The sequence below is a fragment of the Dictyobacter sp. Z7_2 genome (genome assembly GCF_057551105.1).
Window position 1 is genome coordinate 3,722,578 of the sequence record NZ_BAAJPE010000002.1, and the last position, 14,585, is coordinate 3,737,162.

At 52.4% G+C, this 14,585-nt stretch carries 15 protein-coding genes; 9 read left to right on the plus strand and 6 right to left on the minus strand.

Annotated features, from left to right (window positions below; translation table 11 throughout):
- Positions 1-9: 9 nt before the first annotated feature.
- The 3 genes from AC27N8_RS29135 to AC27N8_RS29145 all read left to right on the plus strand — a co-directional run bounded on the left by AC27N8_RS29135 (position 10) and on the right by AC27N8_RS29145 (position 2,964).
- Entirely contained in the window at positions 10-273 is a 264-nt protein-coding gene (locus AC27N8_RS29135; protein WP_487072074.1) for a hypothetical protein, read from the plus strand.
- 13 nt (positions 274-286) lie between these two features.
- Positions 287-1,267, plus strand: a complete 981-nt coding sequence (locus AC27N8_RS29140; protein WP_487072075.1) for a tyrosine-type recombinase/integrase — start codon at positions 287-289, stop codon at positions 1,265-1,267.
- A gap of 251 nt (positions 1,268-1,518) precedes the next feature.
- Positions 1,519-2,964, plus strand: coding sequence for a tetratricopeptide repeat protein (locus tag AC27N8_RS29145; protein WP_487072076.1), 1,446 nt, complete (start codon positions 1,519-1,521; stop codon positions 2,962-2,964).
- Between the two features lie 99 nt (positions 2,965-3,063).
- On the opposite strand, the gene hepT is transcribed toward AC27N8_RS29145, so the two are convergent.
- From hepT to AC27N8_RS29165, 4 genes are all read right to left on the minus strand, one after another.
- On the minus strand, positions 3,064-3,906 hold the full coding sequence (gene hepT / locus AC27N8_RS29150) for a type VII toxin-antitoxin system HepT family RNase toxin (RefSeq protein WP_487072077.1): 843 nt from the start codon (positions 3,904-3,906) through the stop codon (positions 3,064-3,066).
- Positions 3,907-4,139: 233 nt separating this feature from the next.
- The gene (locus tag AC27N8_RS29155; protein WP_487072078.1) at positions 4,140-4,553 is read right to left on the minus strand and encodes a molybdenum cofactor biosynthesis protein MoaE; all 414 of its coding nucleotides are present in this window, start codon (positions 4,551-4,553) and stop codon (positions 4,140-4,142) included.
- Entirely contained in the window at positions 4,553-4,801 is a 249-nt protein-coding gene (locus AC27N8_RS29160) for a MoaD/ThiS family protein (RefSeq protein WP_487072079.1), read from the minus strand. Before AC27N8_RS29160 ends, AC27N8_RS29155 begins: the two co-directional genes overlap by 1 nt.
- A gap of 185 nt (positions 4,802-4,986) precedes the next feature.
- On the minus strand, positions 4,987-5,184 hold the full coding sequence (locus AC27N8_RS29165; protein WP_487072080.1) for a hypothetical protein: 198 nt from the start codon (positions 5,182-5,184) through the stop codon (positions 4,987-4,989).
- Between the two features lie 231 nt (positions 5,185-5,415).
- Here AC27N8_RS29165 and AC27N8_RS29170 point away from each other — a divergent pair, with 231 nt between their 5' ends.
- The 3 genes from AC27N8_RS29170 to AC27N8_RS29180 are packed head-to-tail and all read left to right on the plus strand — an operon-like array spanning position 5,416 to position 8,088.
- Positions 5,416-6,681, plus strand: a complete 1,266-nt coding sequence (locus AC27N8_RS29170) for a sensor histidine kinase (protein WP_487072082.1) — start codon at positions 5,416-5,418, stop codon at positions 6,679-6,681.
- Positions 6,681-7,313 carry a response regulator gene (locus AC27N8_RS29175; protein ID WP_487072084.1) on the plus strand — a complete coding sequence of 211 codons (633 nt, stop codon included), beginning with the start codon at positions 6,681-6,683 and terminating at the stop codon, positions 7,311-7,313. The genes AC27N8_RS29170 and AC27N8_RS29175 overlap by 1 nt, the downstream gene beginning before the upstream one ends.
- A 34-nt stretch (positions 7,314-7,347) precedes the next feature.
- On the plus strand, positions 7,348-8,088 hold the full coding sequence (locus tag AC27N8_RS29180) for an SDR family NAD(P)-dependent oxidoreductase (RefSeq protein ID WP_487072086.1): 741 nt from the start codon (positions 7,348-7,350) through the stop codon (positions 8,086-8,088).
- Positions 8,089-8,342: 254 nt separating this feature from the next.
- On the opposite strand, the gene AC27N8_RS29185 is transcribed toward AC27N8_RS29180, so the two are convergent.
- Positions 8,343-9,038, minus strand: coding sequence for a class I SAM-dependent methyltransferase (locus AC27N8_RS29185; protein ID WP_487072088.1), 696 nt, complete (start codon positions 9,036-9,038; stop codon positions 8,343-8,345).
- A gap of 187 nt (positions 9,039-9,225) precedes the next feature.
- Between AC27N8_RS29185 and AC27N8_RS29190 the strand changes: the two genes are divergently transcribed.
- The 3 genes from AC27N8_RS29190 (at position 9,226) to AC27N8_RS29200 (ending at position 12,226) form a co-directional block, all read left to right on the plus strand.
- A complete protein-coding gene (locus tag AC27N8_RS29190) occupies positions 9,226-9,825 on the plus strand; it encodes a TetR/AcrR family transcriptional regulator (RefSeq protein ID WP_487072090.1) in 600 nt (199 codons plus the stop codon).
- A 92-nt stretch (positions 9,826-9,917) separates the two neighbouring features.
- Entirely contained in the window at positions 9,918-11,351 is a 1,434-nt protein-coding gene (locus AC27N8_RS29195) for a phytoene desaturase family protein (protein WP_487072092.1), read from the plus strand.
- A 143-nt stretch (positions 11,352-11,494) separates the two neighbouring features.
- Positions 11,495-12,226 carry an IMP cyclohydrolase gene (locus AC27N8_RS29200; protein WP_487072094.1) on the plus strand — a complete coding sequence of 244 codons (732 nt, stop codon included), beginning with the start codon at positions 11,495-11,497 and terminating at the stop codon, positions 12,224-12,226.
- A 50-nt stretch (positions 12,227-12,276) separates the two neighbouring features.
- On the opposite strand, the gene AC27N8_RS29205 is transcribed toward AC27N8_RS29200, so the two are convergent.
- A complete protein-coding gene (locus AC27N8_RS29205; RefSeq protein WP_487072096.1) occupies positions 12,277-14,397 on the minus strand; it encodes an ATP-binding protein in 2,121 nt (706 codons plus the stop codon).
- Between the last annotated feature and the right edge of the window lie 188 nt (positions 14,398-14,585).

Here is a 14,585-nt window from a genome sequence, read left to right on the forward strand (position 1 = left end):
GGCGTGTCTATGGGAAAAAAAGCCAAAAAGATATATAAGGGTGGTCGGGTTACTAAATGGCAAGCCATTATCTTTCAAGCTCGTCAAAAATGGCTTGGGAAAACTGTCAAGCTGAGTGAGCAAACTGGGTATAGAGATACCTACTGTAAGGTGTTAAGCATTTCTAATAGTGGTGATGTAACTGTAGAACCTCTTCCTGGTCAGGCTGATCAATTTGCTGGTGCGGTGATGTCTCTTGGGTACATTGATCAGATGTTAATCATTGTGGATTAGAAAGGGGTGTTCTATGAGACTTGATGAGACAGTGAGGCATTATCTGTTGAGCCTTGTAACTCGGCGTCTTTCTCCTCATACGCAACTTGCGTATCGTCATGCTTTGACGTTGCTTACTCGTTTGTTGTTTGAGGTATGCGGTGTGGTCGATCTAGAGCTTATTACAGTGTTCCATCTTCGTCAATGCGTGAATCACCTTCTTACTGTATCTGTAGAGGCTGAAAAATCACGTCGTCCGCCTATAAACGGCGTTACTCTTTCTCCTGTAAGTGTGTGTGATTATATTCGTCGCTGGAAGACGTTCTTTAATTGGTGTCAGAGAGAGGAGTTGATTGATAAAAATCCGGCTACCCGTTTGGAATACCCGAAAGTTGATGAGAGGATTATTGACGCTTTCTCTGTTAATCAAATTGAGCAAATGATTAACATCTTTGACCTGTCCACTCCTGATGGCTTCCGTGATTATACTATCCTGCTGCTTATGCTGGATACGGGCATTCGGCGTTCTGAGGTGGCTACGTTGCGTGTAGAGGATGTTCATGATACTTATGTTACTGTTTTTGGTAAAGGACGTAAGGAACGTCAGATAGGCATTCATCCTGATATTAGTAGCCTGCTATGGAAATATGTTCATAAGTACCGTCGTCCTGCTCGTGCCGATGAGCCTATCTTGTTTATCTCCGTTGGTCGTGGCAATACTGGTCAGCCTTTTGGTCGTGGTGGTATGAATGCCTTAATGAAGAGATTGAAAACAGCTACTGGTATTGATGACGTGCGTTTGTCTGCGCATACATTTCGTCATACCTTTGCCTGCATGTACTTAGATGCGGGAGGCGACGTTTTTAGCCTGTCACGTGAAATGGGGCACACAGATATAAAAACAACTGAGAGATATCTTAGAAGCTTTAAGAGTAAGAATGCTCGTATGCATCATGACGAACATTCTCCTATTAATAGCATAAAACTGCGTTCTGGCAAGAAACCGAAAAAGTGAAGTATAGCACTTGTGATGCTCTTTTGAGGTGATATACTATTATAACTAGGTGCTTGAAAAACTGGGCCATTGGGGAATAAATCCTTGATGGCTATTCGTCTTGGTTCGTCTTGCAGACTTATCTCGTGATAATTTGTGAAAATATTTGTCCTGGGGTTGGATGGGTCGACGTGTGATATACTACGCAAGGATTTATCATGATATTTTTGCGGACAGTACAACGTAAAATATAGAGGAGAATAAGCTACCTTATGAGTGACACACAGGATGAAACCAACATCAATCCTAAAAATAATAGTGTACCCATCCAATTTGTAAGTCGCAGCGATATGGCAAATGATGAGCAGTCCTGGACTGATCGCGGCAATACTGCGGCCCAGAAGGGTGATTATGAGACCGCTGCGGAAGCCTTTGCACAGGCTGTAGAGGTCAGTCCCAATAATGCGCGGGCTCGTTACAACCTCGCGCTTGCGCAGCAATATCTTGGTGACGTTGAGACGGCGATTGCGGGCTATCGCCGTGCTATTGACCTTGATCCACAGCTGATCGATGCCTATGTGAACCTGGGGAATCTTAATGGCGAACTGGGTATGTATGAGGAGTCGCTTGAGACTTTCCAGCAGGCGATCGAACTCGATCCCGAAAATGACGAGCTCTACTTGAGTGTTGGCGATGCATATCGTACACAAAATCTCTATCAGGACTCGATTCAGGCCTATCGGCAGACGCTGATGCTCAATCCAGACAATCAACTGGCCGCCAACAACCTGATGGATGTCCGTGAGCGCGTCAACGAGCAGTGGCGTCGAGTGATGGAGCAAGAGCACAAAATCGATGATCTTCCGACGGATGCTGCACGCTATGCCGAACTGGCCAATATCTATCTGGATATGCGCCGCTATGATGATGCTTTGTCCACCGCCAATCAGATCTTGACCCTGGACCCCGAGGGACGCATCGGCTACGATACGCTGGCTGCTATCTACGAACAGATGGGCGAGCGCGATCAGGCTGTTGAGATCTATCGCCAGATTGTGGTGATCGATCCAGAGGATGCCGAAGCCTGGGAGCATCTGGGGACCTGGCTCTCGATCCAGGAAAAGAGCGATGAGGCCATCGATGCCTATACCAGAGCCGTACAGATTGATCCTCAGCGTGTGACGACACGTTTCAGTCTGGCTGAAACGTATCTGGAGACCGAGCGCTACGATGATGCTCTGGCTATCTACCAGGGATTGGTTGAGTCCTCTAATCGTGGCGAGCTACAACTCGACGATCTGGCCGCCGCCTATGCTGGTCTGGCCGAGACGTACAACTCGCTGGGACGTTATGAGGATGCCATGCAGACGGCTGAAACGCTCTTAGAACGCTCTGAGGACGATCCAGAGGGTTACTACCAGCTGGCCACGGCCTATGACGCTCTAGGGAGATTTGATGAGGCTATAGAGAGTTATCAGAATGCCATTGAAAGTGATCCGCTGAACGCAGACTACTACAATGACCTGGCTGATACGTTGCGCGAGGTCAAACGCTACGATGAGGCGCTTGATACCGTGCAGCAGGCGATCTCTATGGACCCGACGATGCTGCTGGCTTATGAGACTATGGCTCAGATTTATGAGGCCACTGGTCGCTCAGAGGAAGCCGCCAAAGCGATGAGTCAGGCCAATGCTCTGCGCTCAGTCAGTGAAGTATAACGTGCTTGCTCGCTGGGGCATAGAAAAGCGGATATCTTTGTCAGGAGGATATCCGCTTTTCTATGTGTCGCGCACATGATTACGGGTGATCACTGGTGCTTAAGCATCGCGCTTCTTTTCCTCGATTGTGGTTGCGAACTCCAGGAAATCTCCCAACTTGTCTTGCATATAGTCATACAGAAGCGCTCGATTAAGCGCCTCCGGTTCATGGACCAGCGTATCACGCAGATTGGTGAGTTGCTCCAGACGATAGGCCAGGGCGCGTGGAATGATATTCTGGGATGCAATGATGCTTAATAGCTCATGATAGCTTTCGGCACGACGCAGGCCGAAGGCTGCGATGAGCGTACTACAGGTGGAGAGGCAGGACTCGACTGCGAGCTGCATATAGCGCTCGGCCAGGCCATAGATGTGATAATCCTCAACGAACTTTTCAAGTGGATGTTGGCTGAGCTCCTGGAGGATCTTTACGGCAGCGCGCAATTGCTGCAAGAAATTCTCCACCAGGTTTTTGTCGAGGGGCAGCCGATGTCCATAGAGCCGTCGACCGAGCGCCTGATTTTGGATATCATCAAACTTTTTAAAATCGAGATAGTCCATCACCGCACGCGTCTCAAAGGTCACACGTTGCTTCTCATTACGACTGAACAGAATCTGCCCATTTTTAATTACCTGGAGCTTGAGGAGCAACGAGGCTTGGTTCAAGATGACCACATCGATCGTATCTGATTCCATTCTTTTTGCCAGCTCACTGACAAAGTAGAGCTGATAATCAAGAAATTCATCGGATTTAATCTGATCCATCATGAGCACAGCGACATCGACGTCACTTAGTTGACCAAACGTGCTTCGGTTCGAGAGAGAACCTGCGAGGTAGGCAGCATTAACGGGGCTCTGAGTAAACAATTGATTAAGACGGGATTGCTTTTCGAATAAGTTCATCAACGACCTCCAAGAAACCCCTGGAATCTGTCCCAGATCGTTGTCTTTTAGTATGGAAACGCACTTAAACTATACTCGCTTGTGCCAAGTATACCATAAAAAAAGTGCTAACCCCAGCTTTTTGGGAGATGATTATCTCCTTTTGGATCGTCACGCGAACAACTCGTTATGACGTCATAAGTATAATAAGTCAGCTATTAACGTGTGGTGCTCCTACGTAATGGGATTGATCTCTAGCCCTCTACCCACTCTTCGCCGTTGGTGGCAACCTCTTTCTTCCAGATGGGCACACTACTTTTGAGCGTATCGATAATATAGCGGCATGCATCGAAGGCTTCGCCGCGATGAGGGGTGGCGACCACAATAATCACGCTGGCCTCACCGATCTCCAAACGGCCAAAACGATGTGCCACAGCCACATGTTCAATCTGCCAGCGTGACCTGGCCTCGTCGATGATGCTGGCGATCTGCTGTGTCGCCATCTCCACGTAGACATCGTATTCCAGATACTGTACCTGCTTGCCCCGAGCGTTATCACGAACGATGCCCTCGAAGACAACAATCCCGCCATCGCTCGGATGGCTGACTGCCTTTACCAGAGCATCACGATCGAGCGGCTCACGCGTCAACTGAATAATGGGATCCATTAGCAACCACCTCCTGTGGGAGGAATAAAGACCAGCTCATCGCCCTCATGCAACTCTGTCTCAGCCTTCACGTAGCGATGGTTGACCGCGTTGACTGAGCGCTCCATGATAGGTTCCAGACGTGGATCGCGCTCGCTAAGTAGCATGCGGACATCCTCAACCCTGGCTGTATCGGCTATTGTGAGCAGCTCTTCGCTCTGCCCAACAATATCGCGTATTGAAGCAAAATAGCGCAAACGAATTTTCATCTCACGATTATACCACACTTCACAGGAGACTTAATGTACATCCCAGAATGCTGTGGGCGAAATTCGTAGAATTCTGCGGGGCATTCCCTGCCAAACGTCAGTAGTGCAGAGACTACTTGCCCACTCAGAGAAGAGCCGTCAAATCTCCCGCAGCATTCTGGGATGTACCATAAAAAATTGGCGCTTCAGGCAGCTCTTCGTTTCGACCGAGCAATCAGTGAGGCGATAAACCAGGTGACTAAAAAGGTGAAGACCCCGATAATGAGCGCGACAATGAACGTGTTTTGCTCGAACCCATTGGTGAAGATGGAGTAAAACATGTAGTACATCGGGAGGGCGATAAGGGCTGCGAGTAGCGAGCTGTAAACATTTTTCGGATTCATGAGTGTCTGGACTCCTTTCTTATTCGTTGAGATTCCTACTCTCAATGAAATCATACTTGCCCCGGTGCTGTCATCGATCACCTGATGCATTTTGCTTTCACCAACTGGTGGATAGACACCCTCCACCAGTTGGTGGATGCATTTTCGCACTTCGTCTGTTATACTGCAGGGGAGCTTTTCTCCATTAGACGAGCAAGGATGAGAAAGCCCGACGCAGAAAAGAGGATCACGATGACGAGCTTTTCGCAGGAAAACCACGTAGGATCGCTCCACCAGGATGTGCCGCAGCAGTGGATGCTTTTTTGGCATGGTGCGTTCTACGTCTCTCTCATCGTTGCCACAGGCTTAGCGTTGACGCTTGGCGCTTCGACCTTTCAGCAAAACCTGGTTCTCTGCGCGCTCTCATTGATGCTGGGAATCTGGTATGTAGGATGTGTCTTTGTCTCTCTGGAGTACTGGCGCGGCCGAGTATTGTTCACCTGGAGCTATCTGCTGATCGGTTGGATCATCTGGACCGGACTGATTACCGAGAGTCCCATCTATCTCTTCGTCCTCTTTGGCCTCTATCCGCAGCTCTTTGTCTTCCTACGCCTCCCCTGGAGTATTGTCGGTGCTTGCATCCTGCTCGGGATTTCCCTCTGGAGCCAGGTGATAGGACAAGGGAATTGGAGTATGGGCGTGATCGTCCTCTTGAGTGGGCCTGCGAGCATCGGCTTAGGCTTGTTCATTGAAGCCCTTATCAGACAGAGTCGGGAGCGCGCACAGTTGCTCCATGAGCTTCAGGCAACCCGCCAGGAATTAGCGCTCGCCGCGCGTCAGGCCGGGATCATGCAAGAGCGCCAACGGCTCGCGCGCGACATCCATGACACCTTTACCCAGGGCTTGAGTAGCATTGTGATGCAGATCGAAGCGATGGACGTGACGCTTTCGGCAGACGATACAACGGGCAGGCAACGCCTTTCGCGGATGCGTCGGATCGCCCGCGAGAATCTGGCGGAGGCGCGTCGTCTGCTCTGGGCTCTGCAGCCTGAAGTTTCTGAGCGGGCCTCGCTGCCCGAAATGCTGCCGCCACTGACTGAACGGTGGACGGAGGAGAGTGGGATAAGCGTGCGCGTAACTATCACCGGGCAGGCCACCTCCCTGCGCCCAGAGATTGAAGTGACCCTGTTGCGTGCCACCCAGGAAGCTCTGGCCAATATCCACAAACATGCACAGGCCGGCTCCGTGGTACTAACGCTTTCCTATATGGAGGATATCGTGGTGCTGGATATTGCTGATGATGGGATTGGCTTTGATCCGTACTGTCTGCCTGCTCCATCGTTGGGAGAGACGAGCGGCAGATTCGGGCTCAAAGCTCTTCGTGAACGGATCGAGCAGTTGGAAGGAACGTTCACCCTTGAGAGTACTCCGGGCTCGGGGACGACCATCGCTGTGGCGCTGCCTGCTGTGGAAGCCAGCGTGCAGCCTGAAGATCTTCGCGGAGAGGAGCAGTGCTAATGGGCCGCATTCGTCTCGTGATCGCTGATGACCATCCAGTCGTGCGAGCAGGTCTGCAAGAAATGCTCAGCAGCCAGCCCGATTTCGAGATTGTGGGCGAGGCGAGCAACGGGGTCGAGGCAGTCGCTTTGGTGAAGCAAGTGCAGCCAGATGTGGTGCTGATGGACCTGCGCATGACGCTGCTCGATGGGGCTGCGGCCACTGCTCAGATTCGCGTCCAGCAAGCGAAAACAGCGGTGCTGATCCTGACAAGCTATGAGAGCAATGTGGATATTCTGCGTGCCATCGAAGCTGGCGCGATGGGCTACCTGCTCAAAGATGCGAAGCGGGAAGACCTCTTTACCGCTGTGCGCACCGTGGCTCAGGGGAAAGCGGTCTTCGCGCCAACCGTCGCCACCCTCCTACTGCGCCAGGTGCAGAACCTGAGCAAAGGAGCACTCAGCTCCCGCGAGTTAGAAGTCCTGACCCTGGTCGCGCGCGGGTCCAGTAACAAAGAGATTGCTCGGACGCTGTATCTTTCGGAGGCAACCGTCAAATCCCACTTGCTCCACCTCTTTGCCAAACTCGCGGTCTCTGACCGGACTGCCGCCGTGACTGCCGCTCTTGAACGAGGCTTGCTCCATCTGGATTGATAAAAATCTTGTGCACACAAGTAAGGAAGTGAATATGTCTACCACTCAAAATACCAATCTCCAGGACCAAAGGGCGCTCGTGACGGGTGCGACGTCCGGCATCGGTCGTGCCATTGCTCTCCAACTGGCCAATGACGGAGCCGAGGTTATCATCCACGGACGCAACGCTGCACGTGGTAAAGAGACTGTCGATGCGATCATCGCTGCCGGTGGTCGGGCAAGCTTCGTCTCCGCCAACCTCAGCGATCCCGCTGATATTCGCCATCTGGTTGAAGTCATAGGTGATATTGATATTCTGGTCAACAATGCCGGTTCGGCCGTGTTCGGCGCAACCGTAGACCTCGATATCGATGCTTTTGACTCTATGTTCTACAACAACGTACGTGCACCATTCTTACTGGTTGCTGCGTTTGCGCCAGGGATGGTCGCAAGAGGCAAAGGCAGCATCATAAATGTTGGCAGCATGGCCGGTCAGATCGGGCTCGCTAATGGAGCGGCCTATGGAGCAACCAAGGGAGCTCTCGCTTCGATGACGCGGGCCTGGGCAGCCGAGTTCGGTGCCAGCGGTGTACGCGTGAACGCCATTGCTCCAGGACCAGTGTATACCGGAGCCCCAAAAGATGAATACATTAAAATCCTTGGGGACACAACTCTGCTCAATCGCGCCGCCGAAGTCGGAGAGATTGCTGAAGTCGTCGGATTCCTGGCCTCCCCTCGGGCAAGTTACATCACAGGCGCGATCATTGCCGCCGATGGTGGGCGCACAGCGGTCTAGCTTTCTCGGCAGCCCAAGACCTGACGCTACGTGATTGACCGTGACTCGTACCCACGAGTCGCAGACAGCACGGCGGAGCCGGCTTGCTTGCCGCATTTGGTGGGAGGGGTTTGATGCCTCCGGCTGCAACAGATAAATAGCATACAAACATTTCTAAATCGATCGGCGCCTGGATGCTTTTGTTTCCAGGCGTTTTCATGATCTCAGCGCCTAAAATTCCGTTGTACTGTGACGATTTTCACGCCTGTACGCATTCAATTCGAGTTTTTGTGGGCCAGGACAAAGCCTGCTCCGGGGAATGCAGAGAAGCGTGAAGGCTGCATCTCCTCCGTTTCTATTTGCGAGAAACCGGCCTCCAAGACGAGAGCAGTCAGATCCTGCGTGCGGCTTCCCCCGGCGTGGAAGTGTGCGGCCTGACCCTGTCGCTCCCGCTTGTGGGTGAAGTCGACAATGACCAGCCGTCCTCCGGGCTTGAGTACGCGGGCGATCTCCGCCAGTCCCAGGCGTTTGAGGGGAGCAGGCAAATGATGGATCATCAAGCTTGAGAATACCACGTCAAAGGTCTGGTCGGGGAAGGAGAGTTGCTCAATCGCTCCGATTTGCAACTCGATGGGCTCCTTGCGGCGAGCCGCTTTTGCGCTGGCCCACATAATCTGCTGGCTTGAGGGATCAATGCCCACAACGCGACCCGTGTGGCCGACGCGGCGAGCTACCTGCATCAACAGTGTTCCTGTGCCGCAGCCCACATCCAGCGCTGCCTCGCCCGGCTGAAGGCGGGCCAGATCGATAGTTTTCTGCCTCAACTTGCGCACTTTGCCGCCAAACTTGAAGATGTCGGTGAGCCATGTGTGCAGATCGTAGCGCCATCCACCGCGCCCCAGTAAACCTTTTGTTGCCAGATCCGAGGTCTCGTTCGCAGCGCTATGGTGATGCTGTGAAAACGTATGCATAGATCTTACTCCTTTGAGATGAGAGAAATTTCTCTTTTGCTAAAAGTTATTCGTTGACAGTCAGACTCGTTTGAGACATACTGTCTCAAACGGATCTCTGTGATCTTTTTCTCAGTGTAGTTGGGAGAATGCCGAAAGACAAGGTTCAATCAAGGAGATGTGTCTCGAATGAGACAAGGAGCACAAAATGACTCAAGTGGCGCGTAATCTACGCGTGAGACGTACGCAGAAACTGTTGCGGGAGGCGTTAATCGAGTTGATCGAGGAGCGGGGCTTTGATGCGCTCACCGTTGGCGAATTGACCGAACGTGCTATGGTGAGCCGAGCCGCGTTTTATCGCAATTATCAAGATAAATATGCCCTCGTGGAGCAGATCTTTGAAGAAGCCATGAGTGCCTTGCTGAATGCGGTTGGAGAGATGGGTCCGGAGCAGCATCCCCCGGAGGTCTGGGTGACGTTCTTCGAGCATATCGCACAATATGATCGGCTCTATCGAGCGCTGCTGGGCAGCAAGGGAAGCCCCTGGTTTGTGCGGAAGATGCGTGCGTCTATGGCTGATCTGATCAAAGATCATGGGCGTGGACATGGCATGGCGCGGCTGTCCACAAATGGCGCGCCAGTCCTTGTGTTTTCCGATGATCTGGTACCAGATCTGGTATCCACGATGCTTGTGGAGGCCATCACCTGGTGGCTTGAACAGGGGAGAGTGTCCACTCCTCGAGAGATCGCCACGCGTTGCACCCTGCTGGTGTCTGCACTCTTCAAGGAAGTGAGCACCTGGCACTGAGTGTCTGGTCAGAGGGAGATCGGATCAGGGTTCCTTGTGCTGGTCTTTCATTGCAGCTATGTGCTACAACTCTTAAGAGGGAGGTGACTTTTATGGCTACTCATTATGCTTATGACGCTGTCGTGATTGGTTCTGGACCGAATGGTTTGGCGGCGGCACTGGTATTGGCGCAAGCGGGTCATGCGGTGCTGGTGGTTGAGGCACAGGATACTATCGGTGGAGGTGCGCGTTCAAAAGAGTTGACTTTGCCAGGCTTTATGCATGATATCTGTTCAGCGTTTCATCCGCTGGGTATCGGATCGCCCTTCTTTCGGACATTACCGCTGGAGCAGTTTGGCCTGGAGTGGATTCATCCCGATGTGCCGCTGGCCCATCCGCTCGATGATGGGACGGCTATGCTGTTGCAGCGTTCTGTCACGGAGACGGCCCGGACGCTGGGTGAGGATGCGGCTGCGTATGAGGCGTTCATGGGATCATTTATCGCGCACTGGCCGCGTATCGAAGCGGCCTTTCTGGGACCATTGAGGATGAAGCCGCTGCTTCATCCCTTTGCGCTGGCGCCCTTTGGTCTGGATGCGTTACAGTCGGCCTCCGCATTGGCGCAACGACTCTTTAAGGGGGAGCGTGCGCGGGCGTTGCTGGCGGGGGTGAGTGCTCATTCGATGCTACCTCTGGAGCAGATGATGAGTGCGGCGGCTGGTGTGCTGCTCATGACGGCTGGACACGTCTACGGCTGGCCGCTGCCGCGTGGAGGCTCGCAGTCTATCGTCGATGCTCTGGCGGACTATCTGCGCTCTTTAGGCGGTGAGATCATGACAGATACCGAGGTGAAGAATATCGATGATCTTCCGTCTGCTCGTGCCTATCTATTTGATATCACACCGCAGCAGATTATTCGCGTGGCCGGACATCGTTTGCCCGGGAACTATCTTCGTCAGTTGGAGCGCTATCGCTATGGACCGGGCTCGTTCAAGCTTGATCTGGCGCTGGACGGTCCTATTCCCTGGACTGCTCAGGAATGCTTGCGGGCGGGCACTGTCCATCTTGGTGGAACGTTAGCTGAGATTGCCGCTTCGGAGCGCCAGGTCTGGCGCGGGGAGCCATCAGAGCGTCCCTACGTATTGGTTGGACAGCAGAGTCTGTTCGATGCCACGCGTGCCCCTGAGGGGAAGCAGACGGTCTGGGCGTACTGTCACGTGACGAATGGCTCTAAGATCGATATGACGGAGCAGATTGAGGCGCAGATCGAGCGTTTCGCTCCCGGCTTTCGCGAGCGTATTCTGGCGCGTCATATGACGGGTGCCGCTGAGCTTGAGCGCTATAATGCCAATTATGTGGGTGGCGATATCAATGGAGGCGTACAGGATATCTGGCAGATGTTTACGCGTCCCACGTTACGTCTCGATCCTTACACGACTCCGGCGCAAGATATCTTTATCTGTTCGTCCTCGACGCCTCCCGGTGGTGGTGTGCACGGTATGTGTGGATATTTCGCGGCTCGGTCGGTACTCAAGCATCGCTTCTGAGTTTCTGCTATCATGATGGTGACGTGTGCGCAAGATTGTATGCGTCTCCGATTGTCGCGTATACTCGACAGCGATGCTATTGCTGCGGTTACGCACACCTTTAGTTTATCAAGATGCTTACACAAAGAACAGGGAGATATATCATGGATGCTAATGCTATCGCAGCTGCGAATTTTGAGCTTCTTAAGCACAATCCTTATCCTGGAAGGGGACTTGTGATCGGGCGTTCGTCAGTCGATGACGCCTGGTTGATGATTTATTGGATTATGGGGCGTAGCGCCTCCAGCCGCAATCGAAAATTTGTTGTCTCGGGCAACACGTTGCGCACCGAGCCGGTTGATACGCAACAGATGGAGCATCCCGAGCTGCTGATCTATGATGCCATGCTTGAGTTGCCTGATATCTATCTGATCAGCAACGGTGATCAGACGCGCACAATTTATGATGCTCTTCTGGCAGGCGGCTCGTTTGATTCGGCGCTGGAGAAACGTGAGCGCGAGCCTGATGCCCCTCATTACACACCGCGTATCAGTGGCATGCTCGATCTGCGCAACTATCCTGGGGTTGTCACGCTGAGTATTCTCAAAGCCAACCTGGCCAATCCTGCTAATACTGATCGCTTTACCTATCATCCGGCCAAGTCGCCGAGAGGTTTTGGGGTCGGCTTGACTACGTATCGCGGGGATGGCAATCCGCTGCCGAGCTTTAGTGGTGATCCGCTGCTGCTGCCCTGTAGTGGCAAGGCTGAGGCGATCCTTGAGGCCTATTGGAATGCTTTGAACGCTGAGAATCGAGTCTCTCTGGCAGTCAAGCAGATCTCTGCTCAGGAAGGCACCAGTCGCCTGCTGATACGTAATCGCTTTGCGGCTCAATAGCTGCTCGTAGTGTCAAACGCTCGCGTTCGACGTTACATCTAAATCTAAATCTAAACCCAATTCTGTCTTTGATCGGCCAGGCGCTGGTTCCACTCTTCCGCTTTCGTGGGAGAATTTGCCATCTGATAATGGTACGCGATCTGTTCGGTAAGAGCGGTGATGACGTGTTGTTCTGCTCCACGCGTAATCATCGCTTCGGCGGCGCGTCGATGGAGGAGGCAGCGTCGTGCCTGGCTGGTCTCGTCGTAGATGAGCCGGCGCAGTTGTCCATGTTTGAACGTATAGAGCAGATAATGCATTCCCTCATTATTTTTCTCCTGCTGCGCTGCGGGCACCTCTCGAATCAATCCCTGATTGATTAGCTGCTCTAACGCGATAACCATATCCTCCTCGCCGTGTCCACTGATCTCGCGCAGCATATCGAAATCGAACGCGTACCCGATAATCGAGGCTGCGCTGAGAAGTTCCCGCCCAATATTTCTGACGGATGTCAGTTGGGCGATCAGCATATCGCGTATCCTGCGCGGAACCGGCCAGACATCGTCTTCGGGATGGAGCATACCACTTTTAATCGCCATGATATATTCCGTGAGAAAAAAAGGTAGCCCTTCAGTCTCTGCAAATAGACGCCTGGCCAGCTCTATCCTGACCTCTTCTTTGAGGAATGTCAGGCGTTTATGCACCCACTGGAGAACCATCTCTGCGTCCAGGCGCTGCAGCGTTGGCCAGGTTGCCAGCCCTTCGTAGAAGAGATCTGTGATGACATGCGCGAAGGATTGAAGTTTTTCCGGCTGGGGTGAGCGCCATGTGAGGATCAGGCAGAGCGAGGTTCCATAGTAGCGGTGGAGAAAGTATGTCAGGAGTTGGATGGATTCTACGTCGGCCCATTGCATATCGTCAAAGAAGATGATGTTGGGAGCGGTGGTCTGATTTTGTGCGCTGAGCGTGATGAGAAATTGGCTCATGGCATCGTAAAAGCGATGCAAGACTTCCGGCCGATCTGTGATGGAGGGGATGACAGCCGAGGATGTGAATTGTGGCAGGAGACGTACAATTTCTTGCAACCAGGAGTAGGCACCCTGTGAAGCGGAGTTTGGATTCTGGTACTCTGTTAGTGCGGACTGGAGTCCATTGGCGATCGGGCTGTATGCGATGTTGCTTTCATTTTCGTAGCAACGGACGCGTATAATCGACGCGCCCTGTTTCTGGGCATAGGTCATGATCTCTTCTGCCAGGCGTGTTTTGCCAATGCCAGCCTCACCTTCAAGCAAGATAACCTGTCCATGAAATTGTGCCTGGGCATAGGCGGCAAGCAGCTGAGTCCAGACCTCGGTGCGGCCGATGAGCGGATCATTTTCGGTTGATGTTGCTGCATCGAGTGTCGGAGATGTTGTGTTTAGGAGGCTCTGACTACTGCCTGTCTCCGCGAAGATGTTCTGCTCCGGCTGGATCGGAATGGAGGTGGGGAGTGCGAGACTCTGGTTTTCTTTGATTGCTGTATAGAGTTGTCGTGTCTCAGGCATCGGCTCAATGCCAAATTCCTGGCGCAGAATACGCACGCACTCTTCATAGTATTGCAGGGCTGTGGCGCGATGCCCGGCCCAGGCATACAATTGTATCAATGCATAATAGGCAGGTTCATGGTAACGATCCAGATTGAGCCAGCGCTGAGCATAGTCTATCGCCACATCGAACTCGGCACGCTGGATATAAGATTGCACCAGTTGCTCAAGGGCATACGCATATTCGCGTTTGAGGGTATCGGCATGAAAAGACTGCCAGCTGTCAAAGTTGATACTGCTTTGAGAATGGAAGCCCGCCAGAAAATCGGCTTGATATAAGGTTACAGCTTGCTTGAGTGCTTCTATACGTGCCGGATCCACCTCGGCTGCTGGATAGGTAGTCATGCGGCATTCGGCAATATATTGGAGAAACGTCTCGCTATCGATCCAGATGGGCATAGAGGGATCAAGGGCAATCGTATCGCGATCAGCCAGCAGCCAATTGCCATCCAGTGCTTTGTTGAGCGCTGATAACGTGCGACGTAGTGTGGCGCGTGCGTGAGCCTGATCATATTCAGGCCAGAGCAAGTTGGCCAGCATATCACGTCTGTGGCCTTGTCGCGTGATTGCCAGATAAATCAAGAGCGCCACCGCTTTACGGGTATCCATTGTAACGCTCGTACCATTATATTTTATGCGAGGAGAGCCGAAAAGAAATAAAGACAAAGTAGAAATAAAACACCTCCACCCCAATATAAGTAGTGAATCTTTCTTTGCACTGGTAAGGAAAACACAATATCAGTTCCTACATTATCATGCCTTACACGAGAGTGTCTATATTTCTATATATTGCCAAA

Excerpts from the sequence above, each read along its gene's own strand:
- AC27N8_RS29165 (WP_487072080.1), bottom strand. The coding sequence starts at position 5,184 with ATGAATCCGAAAAATGTTTACAGCTCGCTACTCGCAGCCCTTATCGCC.
- AC27N8_RS29155 (WP_487072078.1), bottom strand. The coding sequence starts at position 4,553 with ATGGATCCCATTATTCAGTTGACGCGTGAGCCGCTCGATCGTGATGCT.
- AC27N8_RS29140 (WP_487072075.1), top strand. The coding sequence starts at position 287 with ATGAGACTTGATGAGACAGTGAGGCATTATCTGTTGAGCCTTGTAACT.
- AC27N8_RS29200 (WP_487072094.1), top strand. The coding sequence starts at position 11,495 with ATGGATGCTAATGCTATCGCAGCTGCGAATTTTGAGCTTCTTAAGCAC.
- hepT (WP_487072077.1), bottom strand. The coding sequence starts at position 3,906 with ATGAACTTATTCGAAAAGCAATCCCGTCTTAATCAATTGTTTACTCAG.
- AC27N8_RS29195 (WP_487072092.1), top strand. The coding sequence starts at position 9,918 with ATGGCTACTCATTATGCTTATGACGCTGTCGTGATTGGTTCTGGACCG.
- AC27N8_RS29135 (WP_487072074.1), top strand. The coding sequence starts at position 10 with ATGGGAAAAAAAGCCAAAAAGATATATAAGGGTGGTCGGGTTACTAAA.
- AC27N8_RS29205 (WP_487072096.1), bottom strand. The coding sequence starts at position 14,397 with ATGGATACCCGTAAAGCGGTGGCGCTCTTGATTTATCTGGCAATCACG.
- AC27N8_RS29190 (WP_487072090.1), top strand. The coding sequence starts at position 9,226 with ATGACTCAAGTGGCGCGTAATCTACGCGTGAGACGTACGCAGAAACTG.
- AC27N8_RS29180 (WP_487072086.1), top strand. The coding sequence starts at position 7,348 with ATGTCTACCACTCAAAATACCAATCTCCAGGACCAAAGGGCGCTCGTG.
- AC27N8_RS29170 (WP_487072082.1), top strand. The coding sequence starts at position 5,416 with ATGACGAGCTTTTCGCAGGAAAACCACGTAGGATCGCTCCACCAGGAT.
- AC27N8_RS29145 (WP_487072076.1), top strand. The coding sequence starts at position 1,519 with ATGAGTGACACACAGGATGAAACCAACATCAATCCTAAAAATAATAGT.
- AC27N8_RS29160 (WP_487072079.1), bottom strand. The coding sequence starts at position 4,801 with ATGAAAATTCGTTTGCGCTATTTTGCTTCAATACGCGATATTGTTGGG.
- AC27N8_RS29185 (WP_487072088.1), bottom strand. The coding sequence starts at position 9,038 with ATGCATACGTTTTCACAGCATCACCATAGCGCTGCGAACGAGACCTCG.
- AC27N8_RS29175 (WP_487072084.1), top strand. The coding sequence starts at position 6,681 with ATGGGCCGCATTCGTCTCGTGATCGCTGATGACCATCCAGTCGTGCGA.